The 15,567-nt window shown below is 62.9% G+C and carries 15 protein-coding genes; 11 read left to right on the top strand and 4 right to left on the bottom strand.

The window, feature by feature from the left end:
- Positions 1 to 20: 20 nt before the first annotated feature.
- Positions 21 to 197: a hypothetical protein gene (locus ACLH0J_RS26185; RefSeq protein ID WP_411389686.1), complete on the top strand. Its 177-nt coding sequence runs from the start codon at positions 21 to 23 to the stop codon at positions 195 to 197.
- On the opposite strand, the gene ACLH0J_RS26180 is transcribed toward ACLH0J_RS26185, so the two are convergent.
- Entirely contained in the window at positions 190 to 1,065 is an 876-nt protein-coding gene (locus tag ACLH0J_RS26180) for a helix-turn-helix domain-containing protein (protein WP_411389685.1), read from the bottom strand. The genes ACLH0J_RS26185 and ACLH0J_RS26180 overlap by 8 nt on opposite strands.
- 188 nt (positions 1,066 to 1,253) lie before the next feature.
- On the opposite strand from ACLH0J_RS26180, the gene pobA reads away from it, so the two are divergent.
- Both pobA and ACLH0J_RS26170 read left to right on the top strand, forming a co-directional pair.
- Positions 1,254 to 2,438: a 4-hydroxybenzoate 3-monooxygenase gene (gene pobA / locus ACLH0J_RS26175; protein ID WP_411392893.1), complete on the top strand. Its 1,185-nt coding sequence runs from the start codon at positions 1,254 to 1,256 to the stop codon at positions 2,436 to 2,438.
- Between the two features lie 66 nt (positions 2,439 to 2,504).
- Positions 2,505 to 4,022, top strand: coding sequence for an MDR family MFS transporter (locus tag ACLH0J_RS26170; RefSeq protein ID WP_411389684.1), 1,518 nt, complete (start codon positions 2,505 to 2,507; stop codon positions 4,020 to 4,022).
- A gap of 2 nt (positions 4,023 to 4,024) precedes the next feature.
- Here the strand turns inward: ACLH0J_RS26170 and ACLH0J_RS26165 are convergent, their stop codons facing one another.
- A complete protein-coding gene (locus ACLH0J_RS26165; RefSeq protein WP_411389683.1) occupies positions 4,025 to 4,864 on the bottom strand; it encodes a cache domain-containing protein in 840 nt (279 codons plus the stop codon).
- A gap of 355 nt (positions 4,865 to 5,219) precedes the next feature.
- Between ACLH0J_RS26165 and ACLH0J_RS26160 the strand changes: the two genes are divergently transcribed.
- From ACLH0J_RS26160 to ACLH0J_RS26135, 6 genes are all read left to right on the top strand, one after another.
- Complete coding sequence (locus tag ACLH0J_RS26160) at positions 5,220 to 6,590, top strand: glutamine synthetase family protein (RefSeq protein WP_411389682.1); 1,371 nt, start codon at positions 5,220 to 5,222, stop codon at positions 6,588 to 6,590.
- Between the two features lie 101 nt (positions 6,591 to 6,691).
- The gene (locus ACLH0J_RS26155) at positions 6,692 to 7,291 is read left to right on the top strand and encodes a class I SAM-dependent methyltransferase (protein WP_411389681.1); all 600 of its coding nucleotides are present in this window, start codon (positions 6,692 to 6,694) and stop codon (positions 7,289 to 7,291) included.
- Between the two features lie 122 nt (positions 7,292 to 7,413).
- On the top strand, positions 7,414 to 8,547 hold the full coding sequence (gene rnd / locus ACLH0J_RS26150; RefSeq protein ID WP_411389680.1) for a ribonuclease D: 1,134 nt from the start codon (positions 7,414 to 7,416) through the stop codon (positions 8,545 to 8,547).
- Positions 8,544 to 8,837 (top strand): YcgL domain-containing protein, encoded by a 294-nt coding sequence (locus ACLH0J_RS26145; protein WP_411389679.1) that lies wholly within the window; start codon positions 8,544 to 8,546, stop codon positions 8,835 to 8,837. The genes rnd and ACLH0J_RS26145 overlap by 4 nt, the downstream gene beginning before the upstream one ends.
- A gap of 107 nt (positions 8,838 to 8,944) precedes the next feature.
- Positions 8,945 to 9,877, top strand: a complete 933-nt coding sequence (locus ACLH0J_RS26140) for a D-2-hydroxyacid dehydrogenase (protein ID WP_411389678.1) — start codon at positions 8,945 to 8,947, stop codon at positions 9,875 to 9,877.
- A 147-nt stretch (positions 9,878 to 10,024) separates the two neighbouring features.
- The gene (locus ACLH0J_RS26135; protein WP_411389677.1) at positions 10,025 to 12,604 is read left to right on the top strand and encodes a hypothetical protein; all 2,580 of its coding nucleotides are present in this window, start codon (positions 10,025 to 10,027) and stop codon (positions 12,602 to 12,604) included.
- Between the two features lie 42 nt (positions 12,605 to 12,646).
- Here the strand turns inward: ACLH0J_RS26135 and ACLH0J_RS26130 are convergent, their stop codons facing one another.
- Positions 12,647 to 13,240: a nitroreductase family protein gene (locus tag ACLH0J_RS26130; RefSeq protein ID WP_411389676.1), complete on the bottom strand. Its 594-nt coding sequence runs from the start codon at positions 13,238 to 13,240 to the stop codon at positions 12,647 to 12,649.
- A gap of 153 nt (positions 13,241 to 13,393) precedes the next feature.
- Here ACLH0J_RS26130 and ACLH0J_RS26125 point away from each other — a divergent pair, with 153 nt between their 5' ends.
- Together ACLH0J_RS26125 and ACLH0J_RS26120 are read left to right on the top strand one after the other, a co-directional pair.
- Positions 13,394 to 13,843 carry a YcgN family cysteine cluster protein gene (locus tag ACLH0J_RS26125; protein ID WP_411389675.1) on the top strand — a complete coding sequence of 150 codons (450 nt, stop codon included), beginning with the start codon at positions 13,394 to 13,396 and terminating at the stop codon, positions 13,841 to 13,843.
- A 13-nt stretch (positions 13,844 to 13,856) separates the two neighbouring features.
- On the top strand, positions 13,857 to 15,077 hold the full coding sequence (locus tag ACLH0J_RS26120) for a hypothetical protein (protein WP_411389674.1): 1,221 nt from the start codon (positions 13,857 to 13,859) through the stop codon (positions 15,075 to 15,077).
- Between the two features lie 113 nt (positions 15,078 to 15,190).
- On the opposite strand, the gene ACLH0J_RS26115 is transcribed toward ACLH0J_RS26120, so the two are convergent.
- Positions 15,191 to 15,541: a DUF2892 domain-containing protein gene (locus ACLH0J_RS26115; RefSeq protein WP_411389673.1), complete on the bottom strand. Its 351-nt coding sequence runs from the start codon at positions 15,539 to 15,541 to the stop codon at positions 15,191 to 15,193.
- Positions 15,542 to 15,567 lie beyond the last annotated feature (26 nt).

The following is a 15,567-nucleotide window of genomic DNA, read 5'->3' as shown; positions in this document are numbered from 1 at the left end:
TCCGCCCAGAGGTCTGTGCCATGAGCATTAAAACCAGAAAATACCTGATGATTCTCAGCCTCTGCGCATTGGCCAGTGCGTTGTACGGCACTGCCGCCTACCGCGTCGAACAGACCCGGATGCAGCCGAGCTTTGCGATCAGCTGCCACCAGGATCAATGCGTTCCCCATACCGGCAGTTTCAGCGCGCTCAGGTAGACGATTCAGCCTTCAGGTGCTCGCGAAATGCCTTGGGTGAGAACCCGACCCGTCGGCGGAACAGCCGCGAGAAGTTGGTCGGGTCGGAAAAGCCCAATACCTCCGACATTTCATTGATGGTCATGCTGGTGTAGGTCAGCAGGCGCTTGGCTTCCAGCAATTGGCGGTCATGCATGATCTGCAGCGCGGGTTGCCCGCCCAATTCCTGACACGTCCCATTGAGGTGTGAGACCGAGATTCCCAGTTTGTGGGCCAGATCTTCGATCTTCGGGTGTTCGCGGTAATGCTGTTCGACCAGTTGGGTAAAGCGCCGAAAATATTCACGCCCCCTCGGTGCCCGTGTGTGACGGCGCTGGATCGCCTGGCGACTGATCCAGACCAGCATCTCACTGACCAGGGCGTGCATCAGCATGTCCCGGGCCGGCAGATCATCGGCGTATTCGTCCTGCAGGCGGGCGAACAGACCGTTGAGGTAATCGCTGTCCTTACCTGCGGGATAGCTGCCCAGCACCTGTAATCCATCGACTGTCGTGCCCAGTTGCGCCTGCAAATGGCTGACCAGCGGCGCCGCCAGGGTCAACACGTAGCCTTCGACCTCTTCGTCGAAACGAAACCCATGCACGCACAGCGGCGGCAGTACTTGCAGGGTGGCTTCGCTGAACGTGGTGCGCTGGCCTTCGATTTCCAACTGTGCCTGGCCTTTGTGCACATACAGCAACTGGCACAGGTCCGCGTGCCGGTGGGGCTGGATTTCCCACTGGTATTCCCGACTGCGCCGGGAAATGGTTTCGCAGTGCAACAAATCGGGGGTCGGCCATTGCAGGCTTTCTCCGTAAAGCTTGAAGACCGGAATCGCGGTTTTAGTCATGGTTTCAATCCGATACTCGGCAGAGTGGTGCGGTAATCGCCCCAATTGGCAAAAAGCGCAGGTTTTGGCTCAGTTTTCACCTTCTTATATCGGCCACTCAAGTGAAAAATGTCAGCAATAAGACCAATGACAACTCTTTCACCCGATCCGTTCGGGTGAAGCTTGCGGACATAAAAATAATGATAACGCTGAAAACTCAAGTCGCCATTATCGGCGCCGGTCCTTCCGGACTGTTGCTCGGCCAGTTGTTGCACAACGCCGGTATCCAAACCCTGATTGTCGAGCGCCAGAGCGCCGATTACGTTCTCGGCCGCATCCGTGCCGGCGTGTTGGAGCAGGGCATGGTCGACCTGCTGCGGCAGGCGGGCGTCAGCCAGCGCATGGACAGCGAAGGCCTGGTCCACGATGGCTTCGAACTGGCACTCAATGGCCAACTCACCCACATCGACCTCAAGGGGCTGACCGGTGGCCAGTCGGTGATGGTCTACGGCCAGACCGAAGTCACCCGCGACCTGATGGCCGCCCGCGCCGAGGTCGGTGCCACCACGCTGTACGAAGCACGCGATGTCCAGCCTCACGATCTTAAAACCGATCAACCCTGGCTGACCTTCGAGCACGAGGGCGAAGCGTTTCGCCTGGAATGCGACTACATCGCCGGGTGCGACGGTTTTCACGGCATCGCGCGCCAATCGATCCCGGCCGAGTCGCTGAAGGTCTTCGAGCGGGTCTATCCCTTCGGTTGGCTGGGCATTCTGGCCGACACCCCGCCGGTGCACGATGAACTGGTGTATGCCACGCACCCGCGCGGCTTTGCCCTGTGCAGCATGCGCTCGCCGACCCGCAGCCGCTATTACCTGCAAGTGCCGCTCGACGAGGCGCTGGACGAATGGTCGGACGCGCGCTTCTGGGACGAACTGAAAACCCGTCTGCCCAGCCACCTGGCCGAGCAGTTGGTGACCGGCCCGTCGATCGAAAAAAGCATCGCGCCGCTGCGCAGTTTCGTGGTCGAACCCATGCAGTACGGGCGCCTGTTCCTGCTGGGGGACGCCGCGCACATCGTGCCGCCCACCGGGGCCAAAGGCTTGAACCTGGCCGCCAGCGACGTGAGCACACTGTTTCGGATTTTGCTCAAGGTGTACCGCGAGGGGCGCGTGGACTTGCTGGAAAAATACTCGGCGATTTGCCTGCGGCGGGTGTGGAAGGCCGAGCGGTTTTCCTGGTGGATGACCTCGATGTTGCATCGGTTCCCCGAGGCCGATGGCTTCAGCCAGCGCATTGCCGAGAGCGAGCTGGCGTATTTCATCGGTTCGCAGGCGGGGCGCACAACCATCGCCGAAAATTACGTCGGACTTCCTTACGAAGCTATTGAGTAGCCTGCTATCGTACCGAGCATTCCCGTGGGGCACCTTTCCCCACGGGCCTTGCTTGAAGGTTCTGCCGTGACTCAGCTCAATCAGCCCGCACTGCCCATTCCTGCCGTGCGCAGCGTCCTTGTCTCCTTGATGATGGCGATTTTCCTCGGGGCCCTGGACCAGACCATCGTCGCCGTGTCCATGCCGGCCATTTCCGCGCGCTTCCACGACGTCAACCTGCTGGCCTGGGTGATCTCCGGCTACATGGTGGCCATGACCGTGGCCGTGCCGATCTACGGCAAACTCGGCGACCTGTACGGGCGCCGGCCCATGATGCTGATCGGCATGGGCCTGTTCACCCTGGCCTCGCTGTTCTGCGGCATGGCGCAAAGCATGGAGCAACTGGTGCTGGCGCGGGTGCTGCAGGGCATCGGTGCCGGCGGCATGATCTCGGTGAGCCAGGCGATCATCGGCGATATCATCCCGCCCCGTGAGCGCGGGCGCTATCAGGGTTATTTCAGCAGCATGTACGCGGTGGCCAGCGTGGCCGGGCCGGTGCTGGGTGGCTACATGACCGAGTACTTGTCGTGGCGCTGGGTGTTTTTGATCAACCTGCCGTTGGGCGCCGGCGCCTGGTACGTGGCCCATCGCTCGCTGGTGGGGCTGCCGACGCCGCAACGCAAGCCGATCATCGACTACCTCGGCACCTTGCTGATGATCATCGGGTTGACTGCCTTGTTGCTGGGGATCACCGAAATCGGCCAGGGCCATGCTTGGCGTGACGATGAAGTGCTGGGGTTGTTGGTCTGTTCGCTGGTGGCATTGAGCCTGTTTGTCTGGCACGAACGCCGCGCGCGCGAGCCCTTGCTGCCGATGCACCTGTTCGCCAACCGCAACGCGGTGCTGTGCTGGTGCACGATTTTTTTCACCAGCTTCCAAGCGATTTCCCTAACGGTGCTGATGCCCCTGCGCTTTCAGACGGTGACTGGCGCCGGTGCCGACAGCGCCGCCTTGCACCTGTTGCCCTTGGCGATGGGGCTGCCGATGGGCGCCTATTGCGCCGGACGCATGACCTCGGTAACCGGGCGTTATAAACCGATGATCCTCAGTGGTGCGCTGTTGAGTCCCCTGGCGATTCTCGGCATGGCCTTCAGCGCGCCCCAGGCATTGGGGCTGACCGCCGTGTTCATGCTGCTGTGCGGAATCGCCGGCGGCATGCAGTTCCCCACGTCCCTGGTGGGCGCGCAGAACTCGGTGGAGCAACGGGACATCGGCGTCGCCACCAGCACCACCAACCTGTTCCGTTCCCTCGGCGGTGCGGTGGGCGTGGCGTGCATGTCGGCGCTGTTGCTGGCGCTGTTGCAGGATTCGGCCTTTGCCCACTTGGCCAGCGGTGTGCAGGTGGGCGAAGGCGGTTCCGGCAACGTGCTGCTCGATGGCCTCAACGCCGCCCCGGGCCCGGCGCAGGACGCGCTGCGCGGGGAACTGGCGCTGACGTTCCGGCATTTGCTGATGGTCAGCGCCGCCGTGTCGCTCTTGGGGCTGGCGGCGGCGATTGCGATGCCCAACCGGGTGCTGCGCGGCCGTGAAGATAAGGCCGGGTAGCCTCACGGGCTGTAGTAACCCACCGCCACCATGAAATGCGCGGTTTTGCGCAAGTAGGCGTGCTTGTTTTCGACCTTGCCCGTCACCGGGTTTTTCCAGCGGTACTGGTATTCACCCTGGTCCTGCTCGGCCATCAGCTTGAGGATCGGTGCGCCCACCGGCTTGCCGTCGGGGTCCTTGACCTTGCTGAAGTCGGTGTTGATCAAACGCAGGTTGGTGCCATGGGCCACGTAGCGGCCGGTATTGAGGTCCACCACAAACACGTAGAGGTCATCCTGCAGGAAGCCGCCCTGCAATGAATTGATCGCTCTGAGCGTGCCGGCTTCATCCGCGAGCATTGCCTTCGCGGCCTTGTCGCGCAGGGCCCGTGCCTGTTCCGGCGTGGCTCGTGGCAGGTAATAACCGACCGCCAGGATGCGCGCGCCCACGCGCTGATAAAACACATGTTTGCGTTCGACCTTGCCGTCGTTCCAGTTCTGCCAACGGTAATCGGCCTGCTGGATGCCCTGGCCTTCCGGCACCTGGAGCGCGTCCTTGAACGACTGGCGCACCTCCGGCTCCAGCACTTCGGACACATCGCGGCCAATCAATACGGAGGAGGGGCCACCACTGGCCAGCAACACGCCTTGGGTATCCACCACGAACACATAGCGGTCCTTGTCGACAAACTCGCCCTGGCGGCTGAATGCGGCCAACGCTTTATCGCCGTTGCTCTGGTAGTAGGCCAGGGCTTTTTCCAGCAAGGCCTTGGCGGCCTGGGCGTCGTCCTCCTGAGCCGTCGCGGCGTGAACCTGGCTCAAGCCCAACAGCAACAGCCAGGTGATGCGCAGCAGTCCCTTCATGTCCTGTCCCTCTATCTTATTGGTGTGACAAGAGCGTAGACGGCTGTGGCCTGGCGCGATGAATGTTTAGTCGCACTGCAACCCTACTCCGTCATCGGTGAATTGAACCGCCTGTCCAGGCGTGTGACGCTGCACGCCTCTTCCTCATTGTGATTTGCGTATGGACGGCCTTCCCGACACTCACGCCGCGACACTGCCGTCCGCGCTGGCCTTCTGGGCTCTGTTCCACTGCCGACACGCGCGCCCGCCAGATTCCTCTCTCCTACGTTGATCTATCCCATGGATGACGCGCACCTGCGCGCATCTGCCCGGCGGCGCCTGCGCGCCTGCCTGACGCAAACGTATGAGAACGCCCATGAGTGTTTTTGCCAGCCTGCACGAAGCCCACGCTTTCCTTGAACAGCACCCGGACATCGAAATGTTCGAGCTGTTTATCCTCGACAACAACGGCGTGCCGCGCGGCAAGCTGCTGCACCGCGACGAACTGTTGGCGGTGTACGAAAGCGGCCGGCCATTACCCAGCACCATCCTCGGCCTGACCATCAATGGCGATGACGTGGAAAATTCCGGCTTGGTGTGGGAGGTGGGTGATATCGACTGCCGCGCCTATCCGATCAGCGGCAGCCTGCAGCCCATGCCCTGGCGCCTGATCCCGACTGCTGCGGTGCAAGTCAGCATGCACCCCACCGAAGGCCTGCCCGCCACGGTGGCCGACCCCCGGCATGTGCTGGTCAAGGTGATCGAGGGCCTCAAGGCCGACGGTTACTACCCGGTGATGGCCGCGGAACTTGAGTTCTATCTGCTCGACCAGAAACCCGACGCCAACGGCCGCCCGCAACCGGCACGGGATGTGGACGGTGGTCGCCCGCGTTCGACCCAGGTCTACGGCCTGCGCGAACTGGAGCAGATCGAGCCGTTTCTGGCGGATTTGTACAGCGCCTGTACCCTGCAAGGCATCCCCGCGCGCACGGCGATTTCCGAATACGCCCCGGGCCAGGTGGAGATCACCCTGGAACATCGCACTGACGCCCTGCAGGCGATGGACGAAGCGGTGCGCTACAAACGCCTGGTCAAAGGGGTGGCGCACAAACACGGGATGACGGCCTGCTTTATGGCCAAGCCGTTCGACGACCTGGCGGGCACCGGCATGCACATGCACGTGAGCCTGGCGGATGCCGAGGGCAACAACCTGTTCGCCAGCGAAGCCGCCGACGGCACGCCGCTGCTGCGCCAGGCCGTGGGCGGCATGCTCGACACCTTGCTCGATTCGCTGCTGATGTTTTGCCCCAACGCCAACTCCTACCGGCGGTTCCAGACCAACAGCTATGCGCCGCTGGTGGCCACCTGGGGCGTCGACAACCGCACCGTCAGCCTGCGCGTGCCCGGTGGCCCGGCCTATTCCCGGCATATCGAACACCGCATCTGCGGCGCCGACGCCAACCCTTACCTGGCCGCTGCGGCGATCCTCGCCGGCATCCACCTTGGCATCCGCGAACAACGCGACCCCGGCGCCCCGGTGGAAGGTAACGGCTACGCCCAGGCCAACGCACTCTTGCCCACCGACTGGCTCACCACCTTGCGCGCGCTGGAGGCGTCAAGCTGGGCGCGGGAGGCGTTTGGCAGTGAGTTCCTCGGCGTCTACCTGGCGGTGAAGCGGGCCGAGTACCGGCAGTTCATGGGCGAGGTGGGGGAGCAGGATTGGCGCTGGTATCTGCATCAGGCGTGAGCCGATTGACGGCCGTGGCGGCTTCGACCTTTTTTTCACGTGGCGCTGGTTAAGCTGCGAATCGAAGTCGTTCATTACCGTTTAACTCACATGAGCCTGTGATGTCGTCACCAACCCTTTCTTCCATCGAGATTGAATACGCCGAGCAGTGTGGCCGTGAACACGCCAGGGTCTGCGGTGACACACGCCCGCCCGGGCTGCGCCGGCGACTGGCCTCGTGGCGCGACGAGTGGTTGGTGCGCCAGGCACTCAAAGTCGCCGGCGAACCCGGGCTCGTGCTCGATCTGGCCTGCGGCTCGGGGCGTTTCTGGCCGGTGCTGGCCGAGCATGTCAATCGGGTGATCCTGGCTTCGGACAACTCCCAGCCCATGCTCGACCACGCGCTGACCCACCACCCGGCGTCCTTGCTCAAACGGGTCAAGACGTTTCAGGGTTCGGCGTTTTCCATTGGCTTGTCGGCCAATGCGGTGGATTGCATTTTCTGCCTGGAATTGTTTCGTCATGTGCCCAGCAGCGAAGGGCGCCTGGCGTTGCTGCGCGAGTTTCACCGCGTCAGCCGCGACACGGTGATCGTGTCGGCGTCGTCGCGTACCCCCGTGGAAGCGGAGTTTCGCCAGGCCGGTTTCAAGGTCCTGAGCTATCAGGAGTTCATCCCGGGCTCCAGCCAGTGGCGGGTCTACGTTCTATGTAAGAGAGGATAACTTCCGCTTGTCGGACTATTCTTCATCTTCTGTCTGAGTTTTCACGACGGCCTGTGCACTGCGGATGCTCGCAAGTCCCTTTCGCGATATATACTGCGCGCCATTCTTCAAGGGAGAGCCGTGTGGCAATCGATATTCACTGGATCTGCGACAACGATAGCCTCGGCCAGCATTGCGCCGAATGGCAGCAGTTGCCATTCGTCGCCCTCGACACCGAATTCATGCGGGTCGACACCTTTTATCCCATTGCCGGGCTGATCCAGATCGGTGATGGCGTTCGCGCTTACCTGATCGACCCCCTGACCATCGACAACTGGCAACCCCTGGCCGCCTTGCTGGAAAACCCAGCGGTGATCAAAGTGGTGCACGCCTGCAGCGAAGACCTTGAGGTCCTGCTGCGCCTGACCGGCAGCCTGCCAGTGCCGTTGTTCGACACCCAACTGGCGGCGGCCTACCTGAACCTCGGGTTCTCCATGGGCTACTCGCGGCTGGTGCAAGCCGTGCTGGATATCGAGCTGCCCAAGGGCGAGACCCGCTCCGACTGGCTGCAGCGGCCCCTGTCCGAGACGCAAATCAGCTACGCCGCCGAAGATGCCGTGCATTTGGCCGAGGTCTACATCCGCCTGCGCCCACGGCTGTCGGAGGATAAATACGCCTGGGTCCTGGAAGACGGTGCGGAACTGGTGGCCAACCTGCGCCGCGAAGTCGACCCGTACGAGGTGTACCGCGACGCCAAGCTGGCGTGGAAACTGTCCCGTGCCCAGCTCGCCGTGCTGCGTGAACTGTGCGCCTGGCGCGAGCAGCAAGCCCGCGCCCGCGACCTGCCGCGCAACCGTATCGTGCGCGAACACTCGCTGTGGCCCCTGGCCAAATCCCAGCCGGATAACCTCGCCGCCCTGGGCAAGATCGAAGACATGCACCCGCGCACCGTGCGTCAGGATGGCCAGTTCCTGCTGGACCTGATCAAGCGTGCCGGCAGCGTGTCCATGGACCAATGGCCGCCCGCCGTCGCTGAACCGCTGCCGGTGGACGCCGCCGCGCTGATCAAGCAACTGCGTGCCCTTGGCCAGACGTTCGCCGAGCGCCTCGACATGGCGCCCGAACTGATGCTGCGCAAGAAAACCCTCGAAGCCCTGGTCAAAAGTGGCTACCCCGACGGGCCTTACCAATTGCCAGACTCGCTGCGTGGCTGGCGCCGCGAGTTGATGGGCCAGGCGCTGCTCGACAGCCTGGCCACTGCCGGAGAACAGCCTTGAAACGTATCTGCTCCATCTATCGCAGCTTGAAACGCAACGAAATGTACCTGTATGTGCTGAAAAGCGATGCCCTGGAGCGTGTGCCGGAACCCTTGATGGAAGCCTTCGGCAAGGCCCATCACGCGTTCGACATGGTGCTCACGCCGGAGCGCAAGCTGTCGCGCGAAGACATCACCGTGGTGCTGGAAAACCTCGAAAAGCAGGGCTACCACCTGCAAATGCCGCCGGCCGAGGACGAGTACATCGAACACTTGCCCGAAGAGCTGCTGCGCCGCAACGACCCGATGTGATCGGTCAGTGCCCTGTTCAGGGCACATTCATCCATGGATTCGTATTATCGGGCGCGGGACGCAAGGATGTGGGCGGCCGTCTGCACTGTTTTTGAAAGGTTTGAAGCATGCGTGTTCTGATTGCTGAACAGGATCATCCTCTATACGCCCGATTGCTGGGTGAAGCGGCGCCGGACCTTGAGGTGCTGACCAGCGGCGACTCGGCCGAGCTGTCGCGCCTGGCCGCCGATTGCCCGGTGTGGCTGGGCCAACCGGACCTGCTGGCGACCTTGCTGCGCCAGGGCCACCACCCGCAATGGCTGCAATCGACCTGGGCCGGCATCACGCCGCTGCTGGCCGAAGGGCTGCCGCGCGACTATCGCCTGACCCGCGCGGTCGGCATCTTTGGGCAGGTCATGGCCGAGTTTGTCCTCACCTACATGCTTGGCCACGAACGTGAAGTGCTGGCGCGGCTGGTCAGCCAGGTCGAGCGCAAGTGGGACAGCCGCATGGGCCAGAGCCTGGCGGGGCGCACTGCGCTGATCGTCGGCAGCGGCGATATCGGCCAGCGCGTGGCGGAGTTCCTCGTGCCCTTTGGCGTCAAGCTCTATGGCATCGCCAGCACCGCGCGGGAGCAGGCGCCGTTTATCGAAGTGGCTGGAATCGACCAATTGGGCCGGCTGGTGGGGGAAGCCGATTATGTGATCAACCTGCTGCCCAATACACCCAATACCCACGATCTGTACGACGCGGCGCTGTTCAAGCAATTCAAGCCGACCGGGTTGTTTATCAACGTCGGACGCGGCGTGGCGGTGGTCGATGCCGACCTGGTCGAGGCCCTGAAAGAAGGGCACCTGGCCGGTGCGGTGATCGATGTGTGCCGTCAGGAACCGCTGCCGCAGCGCCATCCGTTCTGGACCGCCTGGGGCCTGTTGTTGACCGGACACAGCTCCGCGCCGACCTCGCCACCGATGATGGTGGAGCTGTTCGTGCAGAACGTGCGGGCGTATCAGGCCAAGCAAGCGTTGCGTGGCGAGGTGGATTTCGAGCGCGGCTACTGACGGCAGCCCGATCACCGTGGGGCATGTACATAAATCCTGACAGTCAAGCGAGGAACCGCCGTGGCGGCGCGTTCCACCCAGGGGTCGCAAAGGGCGCAAGGTCGCGCTTTTTGAAGGATACCCACTTGACTAAGGACAGGTACTTGCATGATGCCCCTGATTTCGCCCGCTGTTCAGCCACGCCCGTTGGCGCCCTCCGACACCCGCGCCGCCAACCCTCCGTCCGCATCCGTCTTACCCGTTGCATCGGGCTTACAAACCCCGGGCGACACCCGCGATGCCGTGCTTGAGGGCTGGACGGGATTTGACCTGGCGCGCAACCAGCACTGGGGCCAACCGGCTTCGGTGATCGTTGAGCAGTTGGGTCAACACCTGATTGAAAAAGGCTACGCCAACGCACAGACCGCCCACCAGAAAGCGTACCGGCTGCTGGCTACGACGGCGCCCGAATGCCTGGTCAAAGACATTCCCGCCAGCGTGACCTACGGCTGTGTGCTGTGGGCTCAATTGGCAATGGCCGTGGCCAGGATCGAAGCCCACGCCCCAGGCCGCACACTGTCCATGGGCTATGCCGAGATCTTGCTGAGCGCCGAGCAACTGACGAGCGACGCTGCGGTCCGCCAGCGCATCGACTTTCAGGCGCTGAAGGATTGGGCGGTCGCCAACGGTTTTCTCGCCGCCGACGAGGCCCCATCGGTGAGCGCCATGGAGCGCGTGAGGACGGCATATAACCGTCAGCTCAGCGCGCTGAAAACCACCAGTACCCTGCTGCAAACCCCAATCCCCAGTCGAAAGGCAATGGCACTCGCCCAGCTCGAGCAGGCATTTCCCGACCTGGACCCGCGTCTCTTCGAAGTGAAGCACTTCCACAAGGCCCGGCTGACGAAGGGGCGGCCTGGCCTGCATCCCGGCGCGCGCTCGATGCTGGATATCGTCATGGAAGGCGGCCAGTTGAAGGGCGAAGAGCATTGGGTGAGCAATGACAAGCGCCTGCCCATCGATGCGTTTTGCAGCCTGTGCCGGACGGGCAAGCTGGGGGTCGCTACGTCCTTCAAGACCGCGTACGACCAGGCGATAGAGGCGCATGAGCAGGGCCACCACAGCCGGGTCCGGCAACTGATCGCCACCTTGCCATTGGAAGACCGCAAGCACCTGGCATTCGGCAAGCTCGAGTTCTTCCACACCAATCAATACACGATCGCCATGGATTTATTGACCCCGCCCGCGTTGCGTGTGAGGGGGCACACGTTGGAGGTCAAGGCGACGCGAAACGGGCAGGTCAATCTCTATACCTTCGACACGCGACGAGGCACCGTCGAGAAAGCGAACTTCCTGCTGCGTCGGCGTACCGAACCTTACACCGCGCAAAAAATGGAAACGCGTGAGGCGAATGTCCTCTCCAGAACCGTGCAGGTTAAGCCGGACCAGGATGCCCCGTCATTTCTCGCGCAACCGGAGGCGATGGGCGCGCCTGACAGTTTCAACGCCAGGCGCAGCCATGCCATCGCCGACGTATTCGTCAAGTCCCTCGACCTGAAGCACGATGACCTGCTCAATGAGGCCAGGGGCATGACCGCCTATGATCAGGAGCGCGCCAGGAATGAGGCGATTTCCCAGTTCTTCCTGAACCTGATCCCGTTGCGCTCGGCCATCGTCAACTTTCAGAACGGCAACATCGGCCAGGGCGTCTTTGACCTGGCCCTGGACGCCGTTGGCCTGGTCACCTTGGGCGCGGGCAAGGCCGCGCAGGCCGGTAAGGTGCTGGGCAGCGCCTTGTCTTCCACCCGCCATGCGGCCAAGGCGGCGAGGTTTGTCGGGGCAACCGCCGTCGAAGCCTTCAACCCCGCGAGCGGTATGGGCGATCTGCTGGTGGGCGGCGGCAGATGGGTGGCCAGCGGCAGGATGGGCCGTGTGCTGGGCGCATCGAGCGGCGGCCTGAGCAATGCGCTGTTTCGCCAATACAAGGTGGCGGATTCGAGCATCGCCGGGCTCTCTCGCAACAGCCAAGGGGTGTATGTCGGCGCAGATGGCCACCGGTCCTACATCCGCAATACGGACAGTGCCGGCCAGACGGCGCTCTACGAAGTGCGACAAGTGACCCGCACCGCCGATGGCAAGGTGCAGGCGCGGGTTTATCACAACAACCGGCAAACCCCGTTGCTGCTCGAGCGCGTCGAGGACGATCAATGGCGGCGACTGGGCGCGCGTGGCGGTCAGCCGGCTTCGGTCAAGGCCGATCTTGGGCCTGAGATCGGTCGAGGTGGCGAGGGAGTCGTGTATGCCAGCCTCGATGGCAAAAGTGTTTATAAGGATGTTGGGCCGACAAGGTTGACCTCGGCCGAGGGCTACGTCGACATGGAGGTGGTCAACCTCAACCGCTACTACGGCGACGGCTTCGCCGAGGTGATGATCGAGGACGGTCGCAAATATATAAAGATGGGCAAAATCGACGGCGTGGACCTGAGCCGCATCGAGAAGGGCAGTCTGCCCCCAGAGGCGCGCTCATTGCTCGATGACGTCGTGGCGCAGATGCAGGCCAAGGATATTTTTCACAACGATCCGCAATTGAGTAACTTCATGTACTCGAAGAAGGACAACACGCTCTATCCCGTCGACATGGACGGCATGCCTGCCGAGTTCATGGCCCCGGTGGTCAGGCAGGTGTACGACCGCCAAATCACCCAACTGCGTAGCGCTTTCAGTGAACTGATCGCCCGACAGCCTTGAGGGCCCACCCTGGTGCTTGACAGCACCAGGGTGTTCGCGGCGTTAAAGGCTGAAATCGCCTTCGGACACCAGCTCGCTCAATGGTTTGCGCGGGCTCGGTGTTTCGCGGGCCTGCAGGTATTCCGGCAAGGTCGATTTATCACCCAGCTTGCCCACGGCGACGGCCGCGTGCAGGGCATAACCGTCAGGAATCTTCAGCTCCTTGCGCGTCAGTTCCTGATCGAAGCCGGCCATGCCATGGGTGTACCAGCCACTGAGGCTGGCTTGCAGCGCCAGGTGGCCCCAGGCGGAACCGGTGTCGAAGGTGTGCCACAGCGCTGGCGTTTCCTCTGTCGCGCCGGGGGCGGTGAAGTCGGTTTTCGAGGCGACGATCACCAGGGCCGACGCGTGCTGCGCCCAACTCCGGTTGAATTCGTTCAGCAATCCCAGGAAACGCTCCCAGTCCGGCGTATCGCGGCGCGCGTAGAGAAAACGCCAGGGTTGCGAATTGTAGGCCGATGGCGCCCAGCGCGCGGCTTCAAAAAAGCTCAGCAGGGTTTCCGGCGCGATGCTCTCGCCGGTGAAGGCGCGAGGCGACCAGCGCTCAGTGAACTGGGGGTTGATCGGGTAATCGGCAACGCGGGGGGAGGTGCTCATGGGCAGTTCCTGATCGTCAATTCGGCGTTCAAAGCTACTGCGCGCCCGCTAGACTGACAAGTCTTGTAACACCGCCAGTCGTAAGCGCTTGGCCCCAGTGGCCTTGGGCACTAGACTGGCGGCCTTTTCACCTACCGATACCGATGTAGAGCCATGGCCGCCAAAGTCGAACCTTTCTGGATACGCAAAACCCTTGAACAGCTCGACCAGGATGAGTGGGAGTCGCTGTGCGACGGCTGCGGCCTGTGCTGCCTGCAAAAGCTAGAGGACGAGGACGACAACAGCGTCTATTACACGCGCATCGCCTGCAAACTGCTCGACCTGAAAACCTGCCAGTGCACCGATTACCCCAACCGCCGCGCCTCGGTTCCCGACTGCATCCAGCTCACCCCGGGGCATGCCGACCAGTTCAAATGGCTGCCACCCACCTGCGGCTACCGCTTGGTCAGTGAACGCAAGGATTTGCCGCTGTGGCACCATCTGGTCTGCGGCGACCGCGACGCCGTGCACCAGGAACGTATTTCCCAGTCCGGGCGCATGCTCAGCGAAGGCAGCGTGCCCGAAGAAGACTGGGAGGATTACCTGATCTTCCGCGCAGGCTGAACAAGGAGTGTGTATGAGGCTGGAACCCAAGCTGGCGGCAGCGTTCGCGTTGCTGGCGTTGAGCATGCCTGCGTGGTGCGCGAAGAAGGTCGACCTGGATTATCACGTCAAGCTGTTGCCCCAGAGCGATCAGGCCGAGGTGCGTGTGAGCCTGTCCCAAGGTTCGGCGGTGCGCAGCCTGAACTTCGACCTGGGCCACAACGGCGACTACAGCGATTTCAAGGCTGATGGCCAATGGCACGTCACCGATCATCGTGGCCTGTGGCAACCGGGCGCCGACAAGGCCAGCCTGACCTACCGTGTGCGCCTCACCCATGCGCGCAAACCGGGCATTTATGAAACGCGGATGACGCCGAGCTGGGCGCTGTTTCGCGGTGAAGACCTGGTGCCGGCGGCACGGCTCGACCAGCAGGACGGCGTCGAATTGGTCTCGCGCCTGGTGTTCGAGTTGCCGGCGGGCTGGAAAAGCGTCGAAACCGCCTGGCCGCGCATCGGCAAGCACAGCTTCCGCATCGACAACGTCTCACGCCTGTTCGACCGGCCCACCGGCTGGATGCTCGCCGGCAACCTCGGCAGCCGCCGCGTGCGCCTGGGCGAGACCGAAGTGACCGTCGCGTCGCCCAAGGGCCAGGCCCTGCGCCGTATGGATGTGCTGACCTTGCTGACCTTCGTCTGGCCCCAGGTGGAAGCTGCGTTCCCGCGTCATCCGGCCAAACTGCTGGTGGTCGGTGCCAGCGATCCGATGCGCCGTGGCGCGTTCTCGGCGCGCGACTCGATCTACCTCAACAGCCGCACGCCGCTGGTCGGCGAAAACGGCAGCAGCCCGTTGATCCGCGAAGTGGTGCAGGCCATCGGTCGTTTCAATGACCGCGACACCAGTGACTGGATCCGCGAGGGGATGGGCGAGTATTACGCCATCGAACTGCTGCGCCGTGCCGGCGGCATTACCGATGAGCGGTATCAGGCGATCCAGGCGCGGTTGGTCCGGGAAGGCAAGGACGTGACCAGCCTGCGCGGCGAGCACGTCAGCGGCGCGACGGTGTCACGGGCGGTGGTGGTGTTGCAGGAGCTGGACCGCGAGATCCGCGTGAAGACCCACAACAAGCGCTCCCTGGATGACCTCGCACAAGCGGTGATGCGCACCAACAGCATCACCACCGCGGAGTTCGTGCAGCTGGCCGAGAGCATCATTGGCGAGTCGTCGGTGGTGCTGGACTCCAAGCTGTTGCACTGAAGCAGAACAGAATGTGGGAGGGGACTTGCTCCCGATAGCGGTGGGTCAGTCACCAATCCAGTGACTGACACCCTGCTATCGGGAGCAAGCCCCCACATTTGGATCGTCTGGGTTCATCCAGTGGTTTTCGTGGCCTCGTCGGCCGTCACTTGCGCTTTCGTCTTCAGGTTCTTCAACTCGGCACCGGTGCGCTCGATCTGGGTCCGCACGCTGTTCATGTCCTGGCGACCCTGTTCCAGCTTGTCCTTGAGCGTGCTGTGCCCGGTGAAGCCGCGCGCCAGCGCGACACCGCCGATCGCCACCTGGATCAGCCCGAAAATCCCGCCACGGCGCAAGCCTTTGCCCACCATCATCGCGCCGCCGGCCACCGAGGCGATGCGTTCCCAGCCATGCACGTTCTGCGTGGGGCGGGGGTGAAAGGGCGCGTGCTCGATGATAGGTCGCAGGGTTTTGCTGTCGCTCATGATCTGTCTCCAACAAGGGCAAATGT

It is taken from the genome of Pseudomonas sp. MPB23 (assembly GCF_046605395.1).
Classification (GTDB): Bacteria; Pseudomonadota; Gammaproteobacteria; order Pseudomonadales; family Pseudomonadaceae; genus Aquipseudomonas.
This window is presented reverse-complemented; position numbering and strand designations above follow the sequence as displayed.

Bases quoted from the DNA above. Each gene is read 5' to 3' on its own strand.
- ACLH0J_RS26185 (WP_411389686.1), top strand. From the start codon at position 21: ATGAGCATTAAAACCAGAAAATACCTGATGATTCTCAGCCTCTGCGCA.
- ACLH0J_RS26180 (WP_411389685.1), bottom strand. From the start codon at position 1,065: ATGACTAAAACCGCGATTCCGGTCTTCAAGCTTTACGGAGAAAGCCTG.
- ACLH0J_RS26165 (WP_411389683.1), bottom strand. From the start codon at position 4,864: ATGAAGGGACTGCTGCGCATCACCTGGCTGTTGCTGTTGGGCTTGAGC.
- ACLH0J_RS26160 (WP_411389682.1), top strand. From the start codon at position 5,220: ATGAGTGTTTTTGCCAGCCTGCACGAAGCCCACGCTTTCCTTGAACAG.
- ACLH0J_RS26155 (WP_411389681.1), top strand. From the start codon at position 6,692: ATGTCGTCACCAACCCTTTCTTCCATCGAGATTGAATACGCCGAGCAG.
- ACLH0J_RS26140 (WP_411389678.1), top strand. From the start codon at position 8,945: ATGCGTGTTCTGATTGCTGAACAGGATCATCCTCTATACGCCCGATTG.
- ACLH0J_RS26135 (WP_411389677.1), top strand. From the start codon at position 10,025: ATGATGCCCCTGATTTCGCCCGCTGTTCAGCCACGCCCGTTGGCGCCC.
- ACLH0J_RS26130 (WP_411389676.1), bottom strand. From the start codon at position 13,240: ATGAGCACCTCCCCCCGCGTTGCCGATTACCCGATCAACCCCCAGTTC.
- ACLH0J_RS26125 (WP_411389675.1), top strand. From the start codon at position 13,394: ATGGCCGCCAAAGTCGAACCTTTCTGGATACGCAAAACCCTTGAACAG.
- ACLH0J_RS26120 (WP_411389674.1), top strand. From the start codon at position 13,857: ATGAGGCTGGAACCCAAGCTGGCGGCAGCGTTCGCGTTGCTGGCGTTG.
- ACLH0J_RS26115 (WP_411389673.1), bottom strand. From the start codon at position 15,541: ATGAGCGACAGCAAAACCCTGCGACCTATCATCGAGCACGCGCCCTTT.